11 protein-coding genes are annotated in these 14,594 nt (G+C 44.7%); 10 read left to right on the top strand and 1 reads right to left on the bottom strand.

The genetic code is table 11. The annotated features are described in order from the left end of the window. Positions 1-41 precede the first annotated feature (41 nt). From LCL96_RS11485 to LCL96_RS11470, 4 genes are all read left to right on the top strand, one after another. Positions 42-2,012 (top strand): alpha/beta hydrolase family protein, encoded by a 1,971-nt coding sequence (locus LCL96_RS11485; RefSeq protein ID WP_224941610.1) that lies wholly within the window; start codon positions 42-44, stop codon positions 2,010-2,012. Between the two features lie 429 nt (positions 2,013-2,441). Then, positions 2,442-3,083: a TVP38/TMEM64 family protein gene (locus LCL96_RS11480; protein ID WP_224941609.1), complete on the top strand. Its 642-nt coding sequence runs from the start codon at positions 2,442-2,444 to the stop codon at positions 3,081-3,083. Then, a complete protein-coding gene (lepB, locus tag LCL96_RS11475) occupies positions 3,080-3,640 on the top strand; it encodes a signal peptidase I (RefSeq protein ID WP_224941608.1) in 561 nt (186 codons plus the stop codon). The genes LCL96_RS11480 and lepB overlap by 4 nt, the downstream gene beginning before the upstream one ends. A gap of 206 nt (positions 3,641-3,846) precedes the next feature. Beyond that, the gene (locus LCL96_RS11470) at positions 3,847-6,987 is read left to right on the top strand and encodes a BTAD domain-containing putative transcriptional regulator (protein WP_224941607.1); all 3,141 of its coding nucleotides are present in this window, start codon (positions 3,847-3,849) and stop codon (positions 6,985-6,987) included. A 56-nt stretch (positions 6,988-7,043) separates the two neighbouring features. Here LCL96_RS11470 and LCL96_RS11465 read toward each other — a convergent pair whose 3' ends face one another. Then, positions 7,044-8,558: an HD-GYP domain-containing protein gene (locus tag LCL96_RS11465; RefSeq protein WP_224941606.1), complete on the bottom strand. Its 1,515-nt coding sequence runs from the start codon at positions 8,556-8,558 to the stop codon at positions 7,044-7,046. 363 nt (positions 8,559-8,921) lie between these two features. On the opposite strand from LCL96_RS11465, the gene LCL96_RS11460 reads away from it, so the two are divergent. The 6 genes from LCL96_RS11460 to LCL96_RS11435 all read left to right on the top strand — a co-directional run bounded on the left by LCL96_RS11460 (position 8,922) and on the right by LCL96_RS11435 (position 14,590). Continuing rightward, positions 8,922-10,145 carry a substrate-binding domain-containing protein gene (locus LCL96_RS11460; RefSeq protein WP_224941605.1) on the top strand — a complete coding sequence of 408 codons (1,224 nt, stop codon included), beginning with the start codon at positions 8,922-8,924 and terminating at the stop codon, positions 10,143-10,145. Positions 10,146-10,240: 95 nt separating this feature from the next. Next, positions 10,241-11,005 (top strand): ABC transporter ATP-binding protein, encoded by a 765-nt coding sequence (locus LCL96_RS11455; protein ID WP_224941604.1) that lies wholly within the window; start codon positions 10,241-10,243, stop codon positions 11,003-11,005. Next, positions 10,989-11,696, top strand: a complete 708-nt coding sequence (locus LCL96_RS11450; protein ID WP_224941603.1) for an ABC transporter ATP-binding protein — start codon at positions 10,989-10,991, stop codon at positions 11,694-11,696. Before LCL96_RS11455 ends, LCL96_RS11450 begins: the two co-directional genes overlap by 17 nt. A gap of 12 nt (positions 11,697-11,708) precedes the next feature. Beyond that, positions 11,709-12,569, top strand: a complete 861-nt coding sequence (locus LCL96_RS11445; protein ID WP_224941602.1) for a branched-chain amino acid ABC transporter permease — start codon at positions 11,709-11,711, stop codon at positions 12,567-12,569. Between the two features lie 43 nt (positions 12,570-12,612). Further along, positions 12,613-13,569, top strand: a complete 957-nt coding sequence (locus tag LCL96_RS11440) for a branched-chain amino acid ABC transporter permease (RefSeq protein WP_224941697.1) — start codon at positions 12,613-12,615, stop codon at positions 13,567-13,569. Positions 13,570-13,585: 16 nt separating this feature from the next. Beyond that, positions 13,586-14,590, top strand: a complete 1,005-nt coding sequence (locus LCL96_RS11435) for a 3-oxoacyl-ACP synthase (RefSeq protein ID WP_224941601.1) — start codon at positions 13,586-13,588, stop codon at positions 14,588-14,590. Positions 14,591-14,594: the final 4 nt, after the last annotated feature.

The raw sequence follows: 14,594 nt of genomic DNA, 5'->3' as shown, positions 1-14,594 counted from the left end.
GGCGAAATAGAAAGGGAACAGAAAGAAAGGAAGGTGCCGGAATGAAAAAAGGCATGACGATAAAAGACCTCTACAAATTAAAAGCAGTATCAGATCCGAGGCTCTCACCAAGTGGGGAAGAGGCCTTGTTCGTTCAAACTGTTTTATGCGAAGAAAAAGATGAATATGTTTCAACCTTACATAGTATCGATCTGAAAAATCAGTCCACCCGTCAGTGGACCTTCGGCAAACAAAAAATCTCGTCACCAAGATGGTCACCAGATGGAGGGGGAATCGCTTTTATCTCCAACCGGTCCGGTGTCAATCAGCTATACTTGATCAGCCGGGATGGAGGGGAGGCAGAGCCGGTCACGGACTGCCCGAATGGGGTCTCGAATCCTGTCTGGTCTCCTTGCGGTGAAAAGATTGCTTTGTCGATTCGTTTAGAGAAAGGCGAGACGTTTGATCACAAGGAAGAAAAAGAGAAGAAGCCAAAGCCGTTTATTGCCACAAGCATGAAATATAAAAGCGATGATCGCGGCTTCCATGATGATTCATATTCACAGGTCGTATGCGTGGATATAGGAACGAAAGAAATGAGAAGAGTTACGGATGACAAGCATGATTACGCCCTTCACTCCTGGTCCCCGGACGGAAAATATCTGTCCATCTCGACGGACAAGACAACCAATAGGGACTTCTCGTTTCAATCCGACTTATACCTATTGCACCTTGAATCAGGAGTGTTTCAACAAATAAACGGGGAGCATGGGTACTACGGAGAAGCAAGCTGGTCCCCGGACGGAAAGCACCTTGCCTATACGGGTCATAATCGTGAATATGAGAACGCTACTCATAATAAGGTATGGGTTCATGACCTACAGGCGGGACGCTCCGTTTGCCTGACAGAAGGGATGGACGTTCCCGTAGGGGATTTTCTCAATAGCGACTCTATCCAGGGATCTTCCCAAACGGGAATACAGTGGTCAAAGGACAATGAAAGCTTTTATTTCCTAGCCTCCGATGGGGGCAATACCGTTCTTTACTATGCACATATTGAAGGGGCAATTTATCCTGCGCTTTTACAGGAGCAGCAGCATGTCTATGGATTCGATCTGGATTCTGATCGACAAATCATCCTGCTTACGATGAGTAAGCCGACAGAGCCTGGTGAATTGTTTACGCTTCACGTACCGACTGGAGAACTGACGAAAGTCACCGATTTAAACGGAGATTGGCTGGCAGCTCGTGACGTGGCTTCTCCCGAATCCTTCATGTACCAAGGGGCGAAAGGTTGGCAGGTTCAAGGCTGGATCTTGAAACCTGTCGGATACGAGGAAGGAAAGAAATATCCGCTTATCGTTGAGATACATGGCGGCCCGCATACAATGTACGGGAATACGTTCTTTCATGAATTCCAGGTGCTCGCGAGCAGTGGCTATGTTGTCTTGTATGTTAATCCACGAGGCAGTCATGGTTATGGCCAGGAGTTCGTCGATGCCGTGAGGGGTGACTACGGCGGTGGAGATTATGAAGATATCATGCGTGCAGTGGACTATGCATTGGAGGAATATCCTTTTATTGATGAAAACCGCATGGGCGTAACCGGTGGAAGCTACGGCGGCTTCATGACCAACTGGATCATCGGGCACAGCGACAGATTTAAGGCGGCTGTGACCCAGCGTTCCATCAGCAACTGGATCAGTTTTTACGGAGTCAGTGATATCGGTTACTATTTCTCCGAGTGGCAGATCCAAAGTGATCTTGGAGACATTGAAACCCTTTGGAAGCACTCACCACTCGCTTACGTGAAGCATATGAACACACCCCTGTTGATTCTTCACAGTGAAAAGGATTACCGCTGTCCGATTGAGCAGGCCGAACAGCTTTTCATTGCGTTGAAACGGGAGAACAAAGAGGCGAGATTCGTCCGCTTCCCGGAATCCAACCATAATCTGTCCCGGACTGGAAAGCTATCCTTGCGGGAAGCCCGATTACAGGAAATCGTCGATTGGTTCGGCAAGTATTTATAGAAAGGCAGCTGCCATTTCCTTTGGGGATGGCAGCTTTTTTAGTGCGGAATGAAGGCGGAGGGGAAGGTCGATAATATATTGGGAGAAGTCGAGAATAAAATGAATAAGTCGATAAAATAATGCCCAAAGTCGATAATAAGTGGAAAGAAGTCGATCATAACGGATGGACAGACAGGGGAATCAACAGCTGGATGAAGATTTATCTTCCATTACTATTATAGATTTTACATGTCAGGACCCCTCATCACCAGAAATTCCCCTCCAGAAAAAGGTTTACAATCCACAACTTTAGGCAACCTTGTATTAATAAAAACGACGCGAAAGAATACCGTATGGAAATCCTGTCCTGGTGTGATATGATGAAAATAGGAAGTAGTGAAGACGAAATGAGTATATCTGTTCATGGTCGTTTAAGGGGAAACATATAATATGAATATCAATACGATAAAAGATTGGTTTACGCTTGAAAATATGATGGATTTAATTCAGCAATATCGTTCATTTGGACCGATTCCAGGGATCCTGCTTCCGTTGTTGGAGGCGTTTCTTCCGTTCCTTCCACTGGTCGTGTTTGTGACAGCCAATGCGAATGCGTTCGGATTATGGTGGGGGTTTCTGTTTTCATGGATCGGAGCGACCCTCGGTGCCCTGATTGTATTCCTCTTGGTAAGGAGGTACGGGGAGACACGTGTTTTCCGCTTCTTAAGAAAGAACCGTCAGGTGAATCGGTTGACCAAATGGGTAGACAGGCATGGGTTTGGACCATTATTCATTCTGTTATGTTTCCCGTTTACTCCATCTGCTTTAGTAAATGTGGTGGCAGGAATGTCCTCCATCAGCATTGCTCAATATATGCTGGCAGTGGTGACAGGGAAAATGGTGATGATATTCACCATAAGCTTTATCGGATATGATATTATATCATTAGTAAAACAACCCATACGTACAGTGATTGTTGTAGCCATTATTTTCGTATTATGGTTTATAGGAAAACGAATTGAGATACATCTGAATAAGAAAATGGAAATAGACCAACGAATTGAACGGAAAAAGCAGGAGGAATCAAATTGAGAGAAGAGGTAAAAAGAGAAGGACTCGAGTGGATCAAAGCCCTGGGAATTGGATTAATCATCTTCATCATCATTCGCACCTTTCTCTTCTCCAACTATGTGGTGGAAGGCGAGTCCATGATGCCGACACTTCAGGATGGAAATAAATTGGTTGTCAATAAAATAGGTTATCATATCGGGGAATTGGACCGCTTTGATGTGGTCGTATTTCATGCAAATGAAGAAGAAGATTATGTGAAGCGAATCATCGGATTGCCAGGAGATAAAATTGTTTATAAAGACGACAAGCTATATGTAAATGGAGAGTATTATCCTGAACCTTACTTAAAGAAATTCAAGCAGGAGTATATTGGGAGTAAGCTGACGGGTGATTTTACCCTTCAGGAAATCACCGGTGAGAAAACAGTTCCAAAGGGGAAGATATTCGTACTTGGGGATAATCGCCGTGGAAGCATGGATAGTCGTTACTTCGGGTTTGTGGATCGGGAACAGATTGTCGGGAAAGTGGACCTTCGCTATTGGCCGATCAATGAATGGGATGTACAATTTAGAGAATAGAGTGAAGGAGAAGGCGGCTCATATACGAGTCGTCTTCTTTTTTTGCGAATTATGTACTAGTTGTCCTCCTATATTCAATATAATATGGTAGAATAGTAAGAAAATTCGTACGTTTCGAGGGTGGTTTTGTGACAGAATTTCCAATCATTGAAACCAAGTTTGTGCCGCCTGTTGTCAAAAATTCTTACATTAGGCGCCCAAGCTTAATGAGGAAAATGAGAACGGTTACAGATTATAAGTTAGTGATTATTCATTCAGGGGCAGGTTATGGGAAGAGTACGGCTATCAGCCAGTTTTTGCAGGATGTAAAACCTGATTATTGTTGGTATTCCGTCACTCAGACAGATGACGGCCTCGTCCCTTTCGTCACTAATATCGTGTACAGTATCCAAAAGCAGTTCCCGCATTTTGGCGAAGAACTAAAGGAACAGGTCCGGTCCATGGGTCAATATATGAAAGATGACGATATCTATCGGTTAAGTGCATTATTTATTAATGAATGCATGAAGATTCCCCATTCCTTTACCATCATTGTTGATGACTATCATCTTGTGGATCATTCGTTTCTCATCAATCAGTGGATGGAGAAAATCATCGAATATTTACCCGATCATATACATTTTTTTCTTTCTACACGTACAAAACCTTCATGGGCCTCATTTATACAGATGAAAATATCCCGTCAATTACTGGAGATAACTGAATGTGATTTGTGTTTGACGAAAGAAGAGATGGAAATGCTGCTGACAGACTTTCATGAAACCATCATTTCGGAATCCCAGCTTGATGCGATCTGTGACTTGACCGAAGGATGGGTGATTGCTGTCAGCATGATTCATTCGCAGCTACAGGACAACCCGGATATTCTCATAGTGGGGCAGCATTCCTCCCTGGAAGAACTCTTTCATTATTTGGCCCACGAGGTGTTCTCCAAGCAAACACCAATCGTGCAGCAGTTCCTTAAGCAAATCTCAATCCTGGATGAAATAGATGGTACCACATGTGAAGCCATCTTTGAGCTGCCGGGATCCGGACAAATGCTGAAGCAGTTGTCTGAGAAAAATGCCCTCCTTCAGGAAATGAAAGGTGCACACCATTTTCGTCTTCATGCCTTGTTTCAAACTTTTTTAGAACGTAAATTAAAAGAAGAAAACATTGGACTATATAAGGAACTTCAGTTAAAGTGCGCCAGATTCTTTGAAGGCCGTGGGAAGTGGGAGAAAGCGATCTTTCATTATATGAAGATGGATAACATCGAAGCTGTATGTGCCATCCTTGTACGGGAAGCTGAAGGGATGATGAAAGGCGGACAGCTCGAAACCCTTGGTGACTATTTGGGGGAAATACCCGAGTCATTAAAGGATGTTTACTATTCTTTGTGGTTTTATCAGGGAGAATTTTTTCGATACCGGTCGTTTTATGAAAAAGCTGAAAAAGCTTACACGAGTGGGATCAGACTTGCAATAAACGACCCGGTTATGCTAAGTAAAGCGTATGAAGGGATCGGCAGAATTTATCTGGATACCATACAGCCAGGGAAAGCACAGCGGTTTTTATTAAAGGCGATCGATTGCTTGGAGGCCGGGGAGGAAAAGTATCTGGAGGAAATGAATCGTCTATACGTATTGATTGCAGAAAACCTGGTGAACTCAGGTAAAGCGATACAGGCCAAGCAATGGTATGACAAAGGGAAGATGAATGGTTTTATAAAAGAAGAAGGCAATCTTAAGGCCAGGATGCTCCTCCGTACAGGCAAACTCCAAGAAGCGAAGCAGGTTCTCCTCTACAAGGAAGGCGAAGATCAGCTTCCTCAATCTCATCGGGAGAAGGAGTTGCTACTTTCCCTTATCCAATCGTTCATGGGTAATGGAAGCGAAGCCAAAGCATTGGCCCAGCAGGGGATCAGCCAGGGAATCAAAGGGAAATCGCCGTTTGTAGAAGCATGTGGATGGATCAGGATGGGGCATGCCGTCCAATTGATCAGCGATTACGATTCGTCCCTGGCGAGAAGCTGCTATGAAACGTCGTTGGAATTAATGAATAAGATCAATGTTTCAAGGGGGAAAGCGGAGCCGTATATGGGTCTGTCGATTCTTTTTGCAAGAGAAGGGGATTTTCAAAGAGCGAAGGAACTGGCTGAAGAGGCGCTGCATGAAACGGAAAAAGTAGAGGATATGTGGCTGCATTCCCTCATCCTTTTGAGCGTCGGAATCACGGACTACTACAGGGGAGAATTCGAAGAGGCAAAAGGCAGCTTTGAACGGGCCGGCAGACAACTCGATTCCTGCGGTGACCGGTATGGCAAAATGATGACAGAGCTGTGGAAAAGTGCAATCGCTTATAAAATAGATGACACCCCCTTGTTTATAGAAAGTATGACTTCTTGTTTGAATGAAGTTCAAATGGGTGAGTATGAGTTTATCTTCTTCAAACCGACTACATTTGGACCGAAAGACCTTCAAAGTCTGATTCCATTAGTAGTGAAAGCATATCAAGAAGGGATTCATAGTTCGTACTGTCATCAACTATTAACCAGATTAGGGTATGATTCCAATTCCTCTCACCCGGGCTACTCAATCAAGGTCCGAACCCTAGGACGATTTGAAATACGTTTAGGGGATCAATTGGTTTTAGAGAAGCAGTGGCAAAGGGAAAAGGCAAAGGAATTATTTCAATACTTCCTGATCCAGGGGCAACAATTAAAGAGAAAGGAAGAAATCATTGAAGAGCTGTGGCCAGAGGGTACAGGTTCAGATCGTGATTTCAAGGTGGCACTTAACGCATTGAACAATGCATTGGAGCCCAATCGACAAGCGAGGGAGAAAGCTTTCTTCATCGACAGGCATCAGGAAGGGTACGGACTGAATCCTGCGGCTAATATTGAATACGATGCAGAACAATTCACAAGTTGGATGACGGAAGGTTTAAAGGAGAATGGTGTGGAGAAGTCCATCCAATATCTTGAAAGAGGATTTTATCACTACAATGGCATGTTCTTACCCGACCGAAAAGGAACATGGTGGACCGAGAAGGAAAGGGAAAGGCTTCTTCTCCTTTATTTGAGAGGATTGGAGAAACGGGCCCAGCTCGCAGTCAGAGCGGAAAAAATGGATGAAGCCATCGATTTTTGTCTCAAAATCATTGAACTTGATCCACTCTGGGAGGAAGCCTATAGGATTCTCATGTACAGCTATTATCAGAAGAATAATCGTCCCCAGGCCGTAAAATGGTTTGAACGCTGCAAACATCACCTAGAGTCTGAACTGGGCGTCGATCCGATGACGGCGACCAGGCAAATGTATGAAATGGTCATTGGTGCAGAGGGTAGTAAGAAGACTCATTATTGAAAAAGGATCAGATCGGTTAACGATCTGATCCTTTTTGGTTTGAGAATGCATCGTCATCAGCCTGTCTCCTTTACAGAATCGGATTCAGTCTCCATTCCCTTCAAGAACGCATCAACAAATTGCTCATCCCACTGAGTACCTTTCCCTTCTTTCAGAATGGAGAACGCCTTCTCATGGGGCATGCCTCTGCGGTAAGGACGGTTAGAGGTCATGGCGTCGAAAGCATCTGCAACAGCAATCAATCGACCGAATACGGGGATTTCATTTCCTTTTAATCGGTCGGGATATCCTAATCCATCCATACGCTCGTGGTGGTGCCTGATACCAGGTAAGATGGGAAGAAGTTCTTCCGTGAGCTGTACTCCCTTGACAATCTCTTCTCCGATCTCGGGATGGCGCTTTATCTGATCAAACTCTTCCTCTGTTAACTTCCCCTCTTTTAAAAGCACGTCATCACGGATCCCGATCTTTCCGATGTCGTGAAGGAGGGCAGATTTATTAAGTAAATCAATCTCTCTTACAGACCAGTTGCTCTGTTTGGCAATCAAAACGGAATACTCCGCTACCCGATTGCTATGACCGGCTGTGTATGGATCGCGGGCATCCAGGGTGCCGGCCACAACGGCGAAAAATTGGTCAAGGAGCTGCTGGTTCTTCTGATCCCGTAGGTTGATGGCTTCTACCATATGATTAAATCCGGAGAAAAGATGTGAAAACTCATCCGTGTACGTATTCGTGACGGTTGAAACATGGCCCTTCTCCACTTTTTCAAAGCGACCGACGAGCTCCTTTACAGGTTCCTCAATGCTTCTGAATATGAGGACCGCGCCATAAAAGGCAAGGAGCGTAATGATGAGGATCAGTGCCCCGGCCCATTTCCAGTAGTCTACTAAAAGGGTGGAGTCTTCAATCGATAAGCGAATTTGTGAAGCGAGTGAAAACAACAGGATAGGGAACAAGGCAAGAAATAAGGAAGCGGCCAAAATCTTTCGTTTCAGACTGATAAACATTGTTGACTGCTTAGATGGGTCGATTCCATATGCTTCAACTGTTTTTCGAATAAGGTCTTCCTGTAGACTGTGACACGCTTTAAAGGTTAAGAAGAACTCGATCAACGCATGAAGGATCGCCACTAAAAAAGCACCACACCAAGCGTAAAGAATATAAGAGTACGGAAAAGAAAGAGCGTGTGTATGAATGAACATTATCGTCATAACAGTTGACGGAAGAGCCAAACCTAGAAAATGTGGAAGCATAATTCGTTGAACTGTTAAAATAGGAAACTTTTCCGCTTGTTGATAAGCAGTTAAAAGGAGGTCCAATTTGTTGGGACCATCCTGTTTTTGATAGATGAGTTTAATAGGGTGAATATGCTTCTGATACACAAGCAATTCACAGGTGAACATCGTGATAAGAGAAAGGGAAATGACGCTTCCCATGGCAATGAACTCGTTTTCCTTTAAGGCAAGTGTTTGAAAAATGAACACAGAACCGACACCGAACACAGCAATGAAACTTCCTAAAAGGTAATTCTTAATGATGGTACGCTGAAATTGATGAAATATATGCAAGGATGAATCCTCCAATTTCACTAACATTTAGTAGATTCATTATATAGGAAAACGGGAGCAGGGAACATGGGTGATTAATAGATTTTGTGAAGAAATGGGTTTTGTGTCTTCTAGATATTTGATAAATCCGACCTGAAGAGATTGGAATCCGGCCATTTCTTGGGATTATAAAGCCGGAATGATTCAGAATCGAGCCCAAGATGTTCAGAATCAAGGCAAAATACACAAAAAACAAGCCTATTACCGTATATATCCAATTATATCAAGAGATTAATACACCCTGTAACTCATTTGTAACTCTCCTCCCCTAATATGAAAACAAAGCTATTATCGCTTTAGTTCATATCTTGAGGGGGAGAAAATATGAAACGATCGTTTAGATGGGCAGCTTTTATCCTGGTGTTGTCATGCATTCTGGTGTCGGCAAGTGCCTGCAGCTCGGAAAGCAGCGGAGGCTCGGAAGATGAAGGAAGTAAAGAACAGGAGACGGTGAAAATCGGGGTCCTGGCTTCTTTGACAGGAGCACTGGAGTCTTATGGAAAGCAAACGAAGCATGGGTTTGAATTGGGGCTTGAATATGCGACGGATGGAACGATGGAAGTAGCAGGAAAGAAGATAGAAGTAGTATTTGAAGATACAGAAACGAAGCCGGAGGTGGCCGTTCAGAAAGCGACTAAATTATTAGAGGAAGATGAAGTCGATTTCCTTGTTGGATCATCAAGCTCGGGTGACACGTTGGCCGTACTGCCTCTTGCAGAAGAATATGAAAAGGTCATGATTGTCGAACCTGCAGTAGCAGATAGTATTACGGGGTCCGAGTTTAATCCGTATATTTTCCGTACGGCCCGCAACTCTTCACAGGATGCTGTTGCAGGTGCAGCCGCGATTGCGAAGGATGGCGTGAAGATTGCGACTTTGGCACCGGATTATTCTTTTGGACGCGACGGGGTGGCAGCATTCAAAGAAGCGGCCGAAAAGCTTGGAGCAGAAGTGGTGCTTGAGGAATATGCCGATCCTGCCGCTACCGATTTTACATCCAATATCCAGAAGGTCATCGATAGTAAACCGGATTATCTGTTTGTCATCTGGGCGGGTGCCAACTCCCCTTGGAATCAAATCGCAGATATGAAGGTTCAAGAAAAAGGAATCAAAATATCAACCGGTGCACCTGACATTGCGGCACTTTCGACCATGGAACCCCTCGTTGGGATGGAAGGGTTCACCGTTTATTACCATGAACTTCCGGACAATGAGGTCAATGACTGGCTGGTGAAAGAGCATAAAAAGAAATTTGACGGGGAAGTACCGGATCTCTTTACCCCTGGTGGGATGAGTTCAGCCATCTCTATTGTCGAGGCGATTAAGAAGACAGAAGGCGTTCTTGATTCGGATAAACTGATTAAAACGATGGAAGGCATGAGCTTTGAGACGCCGAAAGGAACGATGACGTTCCGTGAAGAGGATCATCAGGCCCTTCAAACGCTGTATGCCATAAAGCTCGAGAAGAAAGAGGGAGTCCCATACCCTGTTCCGGTATTGATTAGAGAGCTTTCTCCTGAAGAAACGGCTCCTCCAATCCGTAACTAAGAGGGACATACAGAAATGAAAAAGGGGGTGACTGACATGGTGTTTCGACGCATTCAGTCAGCCCCTTTCATGAAATCTAAGAGAGGTGAAGCAGGTTGAGTATCTTAGAAACCAAGAATCTGAGTATTAGGTTTGGTGGCCAGACAGCCGTTGATGATGTGACATTCTCTGTACCTGAAAAGGAATTCAAATCGATCATTGGGCCCAATGGAGCAGGGAAGACGACGCTCTTTAATCTATTGAGCGGACAGTTAAAGCCAACGAGTGGGGATGTTTTCCTCAAAGGAAAGAAGATCACCAGATTGTCCCCGACAAAACGTGCCCGCATGGGGGTTGGCCGTTCCTTTCAAATGACCAATGTGTTTCCGAATTTAACGGTTTTAGAGAATGTAAGATTAGCCGTTCAGTCAAAGCGTGGAATCCGTTATGTGATGCATCGGAATATAAAATCATTCAGTGACATGATGGACGAATCGTATGAATTATTGAAGCTTGTGATGTTATCGGGTAAAGCGGACGCCCTTGCAGCCAACCTTGCCCACGGAGAAAAAAGAAAACTTGAAATTGCCATGCTTCTTGCTCTGGATACGGAAATTTTACTTCTGGATGAGCCGACAGCAGGAATGTCACTGGAAGAAGTCCCGCAGATTCTCGAAGTGATCCGGACCATCAAATCCCAAGGAACAAAAACCATCGTCCTCATTGAACACAAGATGGATATGATCATGGGTTTATCAGACAGCATCATGGTGTTGTTCAATGGACGGTTGCTTGCGGATGGTCATCCGAAGGAAATCATGAAAAATGAGCAGGTACAATCGGCGTATTTAGGGGGACTATACGATGAACACACTGCTTAAAGTAGATCAAATCGAAACGTATATCGGGCAGTATCACATCCTTCAAGGCGTCTCCTTTGAAGTGAAAAAGGGGGAGGTAACCGTCCTGCTCGGGAGAAACGGCGCAGGCAAAACGACTAGTCTCCGGAGCATCATGGGACTCTCCCCGCCATCGTCAGGAAGTATCATCTATAAAGGGGAAGAAATCCAAGGTCTTCCTACCTTTAAAGTAGCGGGAAAAGGCATCGGCTATGTGCCTGAGGATCAGGGGATATTTGGCGACCTGACAGTGGAGGAGAATATGAAAGTAGCCATGAAAACCCAGGATCAAGAGACCGAGGATCGCATGACTTGGATCATTGATCTATTTCCGGATCTAAAGAAGTTTTGGAAGAAAGCCGGCGGAAATTTAAGCGGTGGGCAGAAGCAAATGCTTTCCATCGCAAGGGCGTATTTGAACAATAATGAACTTATCTTGATTGATGAACCAAGTAAGGGGCTCGCACCGATTGTCGTCGAAAAGGTGATGCACTCGATTGAAGAAATGAAAGAGAGAACGACGATTCTCCTCGTAGAGCAGAATTTCTTGATGGCAAGTCAGATCGGCGACCGATTCTATATTATCGACGATGGTACTACGGTTCACGATGGGCAGATGCAATCGTTGGTCAAGGATGAAGAATTGAAAAAGAAATATTTAGGAATCGCGTGAGGAGGGGATGGGATGGACCTCATCATTAACCTGGCACTGAATGGATTGGCGACAGGGATGCTGATCTTTCTGCTGGCAGCTGGATTGACGCTCATATTCGGATTAATGGATGTATTGAATTTTGCCCACGGTGGACTATTTGCATGGGGGGCTTACAGCGGGGTTTGGGTGTATTCTGTGACGGGGAGCTTTATGATCGGAATCATCGGGGCGATTGTGACGGGATTGATATTGGGTTTGGTAACAGAGAAATTTATCATACAGCCTGTGTATGGAAATCATGTGCAGCAAATTTTGATTACCCTGGGATTTATGCTCGTTCTCTCGGAATTATTGAAAGTGGTATGGGGGCCGAATCAGTTGTCGGCCAAAGCACCTGACTATTTAGCAGGAAGCTGGGCAATCGGGGATATCATTGTCATTAAATATCGTGTATTTATTATTATTATTGGTTTGATCATTTTCACGATCGTACAGCTCATCTTGAATAAAACAAGGATCGGATTAATCGTTAGGGCAGGGGTCATGAATAAAGAAATGGTGGAAGCCTTTGGGATCAATATCAAGAAAGTATTTTTGTATGTATTCATGGTCGGGTCCGCTCTTGCAGCATTGGGGGGAATCCTGCTTGCTCCATATTCTGGCGTCATTTATGCCGAAATGGGGATGGAATTTGCGATCCTTGCCTTCATCGTAGTGGTGATCGGAGGGATGGGAAGCTTTCCGGGATCATTATTTGCAGCGATTTTAGTCGGGTTGTCCGGTTCATTCATGACCTATTATGTTCCGGAATTATCCCTCGCCGTCAACATGATCTTAATGGCACTCGTTCTTATATTTAGACCTCAGGGATTATTCACGGTAAAGGGGTGAGGAAGTGAAGATTCTCAAATTTAAGTCAAACTTATTATTAGGAATGACACTGGCTGTCTTAATCGTTTATCCATTTTTTAACGATTCCAGGAGTATGATGATTCTTCTGACGCAGGTATTCATCTTTGGCATTTTCGCCATGAGCTATGATCTCCTTCTGGGATATACAGGCATTGTCTCCTTTGGGCATGCGATGTTCTTCGGAATCGGGGCATATTCCACCGGTATATTCCTCGATCGGATGGAACCAACCATGTTCTGGCTTGTGGTCTCCATCTTTGTCGCTTCAGTGCTTGCAGGAATAGTCAGCTACATTGTGGGACTCTTGACGTTACGTCTTAAAAGCCATTTTTATGCGATGTTGACACTGGCATTTGCAGGGTTATTCCTCGTAGGGGCTGAAAAATGGAGAACCCTGACCTTCGGGAATGATGGGTTCACGTTTCGGACACCTGATTTAGTGAAGGATCGGCTGGTCTTTTACTTCGTCTGTCTAGGTGCGATGGCCGTCATTTTTTGGCTATTAAAGAGATTCACGCAATCTCCAGCGGGATCGGTTCTCCAGGCGATCAGGGAGAATGAGCAGAGGACCGAATCAATCGGATTCCAGGTTCTCCATTATAAAATTTTAGCCAGTGTGATTGCAGGTGTGACGGCAAGCTTTGCCGGTTCTTTGTACGGGTTGTCCTTACGATTCGTCAATACCAGTGTATTTACGATGGATGTGACCCTTGATGCGTTATTGATGACCATCATCGGCGGAGTCGGGACCCTCATCGGTCCGATTGTTGGCGCAGGTTTGATTGAATTTGCCCACCACTGGCTGACGGAGCTCGCCAAAACGTATCCTATCTTTGAACGTTGGATCATTTTCTTCGGGATTCTTTATATTCTGGCCGTGATGTTCTTCCCGGCAGGTATTGTGGGATCCTTCAAGAAAGTCAAAAATAGAAAACGTATAAAGCAAGAGCGCAGAGTAGAGAAAAACATCGCAAGCTAAAAGGAAGGGGATCTTCATGACAATCGGCATACTGAGTACAGGAATATATTTACCCTCATCCACTATGACCGGTAAACAAATTGCGGAAAAAGCAGGACTTCCATTAGAGGTTGTAGAAAGCAAAATGGGGATCAAAAAGAAAACGGTTCCAAGTGAGGATGACCATACGTGCGTCATGGGTATCCGGGCTGCTAGAAAAGCCATTGAAAAAGCGGGCATCGACCCAAAGGATATTGATGTGGTCATATACGTAGGGGAAGAGCATAAAGAGTACCCTCTCTGGACTGCCAGTATTAAGCTCCAGGAAGAAATCGGAGCATACAATGCCTGGTCATTCGATGTTGCCTTGCGCTGCGGAACCACCATAATGGCGATGAAGCTCGCTAAAAGCCTGCTGGAAACAGATCCTGCCATTAAAACAGTGCTCCTGGCAGGAGGCTATCGCAACAGTGATTTCATTGATTACAAGAATAGCAGGACACGTTTTATGTTTAACCTGGCGGCAGGGGGAGGGGCCATGATCCTCCAAAAACAGCTCAAAAAAAATACAGTATTGGAAACGTCCATCATCACGGATGGCTCATTTTCAGAAGACGTCATCGTACCGGTAGGAGGAACGAAGGAACCGTTGACGGAAGACTCTCTCCACCGATATAAACTGGATGTGACCGATCCTGAAGGAATGAAAAGAAGACTGGAACAGAAATCCATGGATCATTTCTTGAAGGTTGTCCGGGAATCGGTTTATAAAAGCGGATATGAAGAGAAAGACATCTCTTATGTAGCCATGCTCCACATGAAAAGGTCCGCCCATCATTATGTCTTAAAGGAATTGGGTCTTTCTGAAGAGCAGTCGATTTATCTGGAGGAATACGGTCATATTGGCCAGTTCGATCAAATCTTATCTTTAGAACTGGCGGAAGGAAGAGGGAAACTAAAGAATGGGGATTTGGTGGTCCTGGTCAGTGCCGGGATTGGGTACGCCTGGGGCGCAACCACCATCATTTGGGGAAATGGATAAAAGG

It is taken from the genome of Rossellomorea aquimaris (genome assembly GCF_020172085.1).
In the GTDB taxonomy this organism is placed as follows: Bacteria; Bacillota; Bacilli; order Bacillales; family Bacillaceae_B; genus Rossellomorea; species Rossellomorea aquimaris_E.
Note: the sequence above shows the minus strand (reverse complement) of the source record. Positions and strands in the feature narration are given on the sequence as shown.

What these genes read in the sequence shown, in the direction of transcription:
- LCL96_RS11485 (WP_224941610.1), top strand. Translation starts at nt 42, where the DNA reads ATGAAAAAAGGCATGACGATAAAAGACCTCTACAAATTAAAAGCAGTA.
- LCL96_RS11480 (WP_224941609.1), top strand. Translation starts at nt 2,442, where the DNA reads ATGAATATCAATACGATAAAAGATTGGTTTACGCTTGAAAATATGATG.
- LCL96_RS11470 (WP_224941607.1), top strand. Translation starts at nt 3,847, where the DNA reads ATGAGGAAAATGAGAACGGTTACAGATTATAAGTTAGTGATTATTCAT.
- LCL96_RS11460 (WP_224941605.1), top strand. Translation starts at nt 8,922, where the DNA reads ATGAAACGATCGTTTAGATGGGCAGCTTTTATCCTGGTGTTGTCATGC.
- LCL96_RS11450 (WP_224941603.1), top strand. Translation starts at nt 10,989, where the DNA reads ATGAACACACTGCTTAAAGTAGATCAAATCGAAACGTATATCGGGCAG.
- LCL96_RS11445 (WP_224941602.1), top strand. Translation starts at nt 11,709, where the DNA reads ATGGACCTCATCATTAACCTGGCACTGAATGGATTGGCGACAGGGATG.
- LCL96_RS11440 (WP_224941697.1), top strand. Translation starts at nt 12,613, where the DNA reads ATGACACTGGCTGTCTTAATCGTTTATCCATTTTTTAACGATTCCAGG.
- LCL96_RS11435 (WP_224941601.1), top strand. Translation starts at nt 13,586, where the DNA reads ATGACAATCGGCATACTGAGTACAGGAATATATTTACCCTCATCCACT.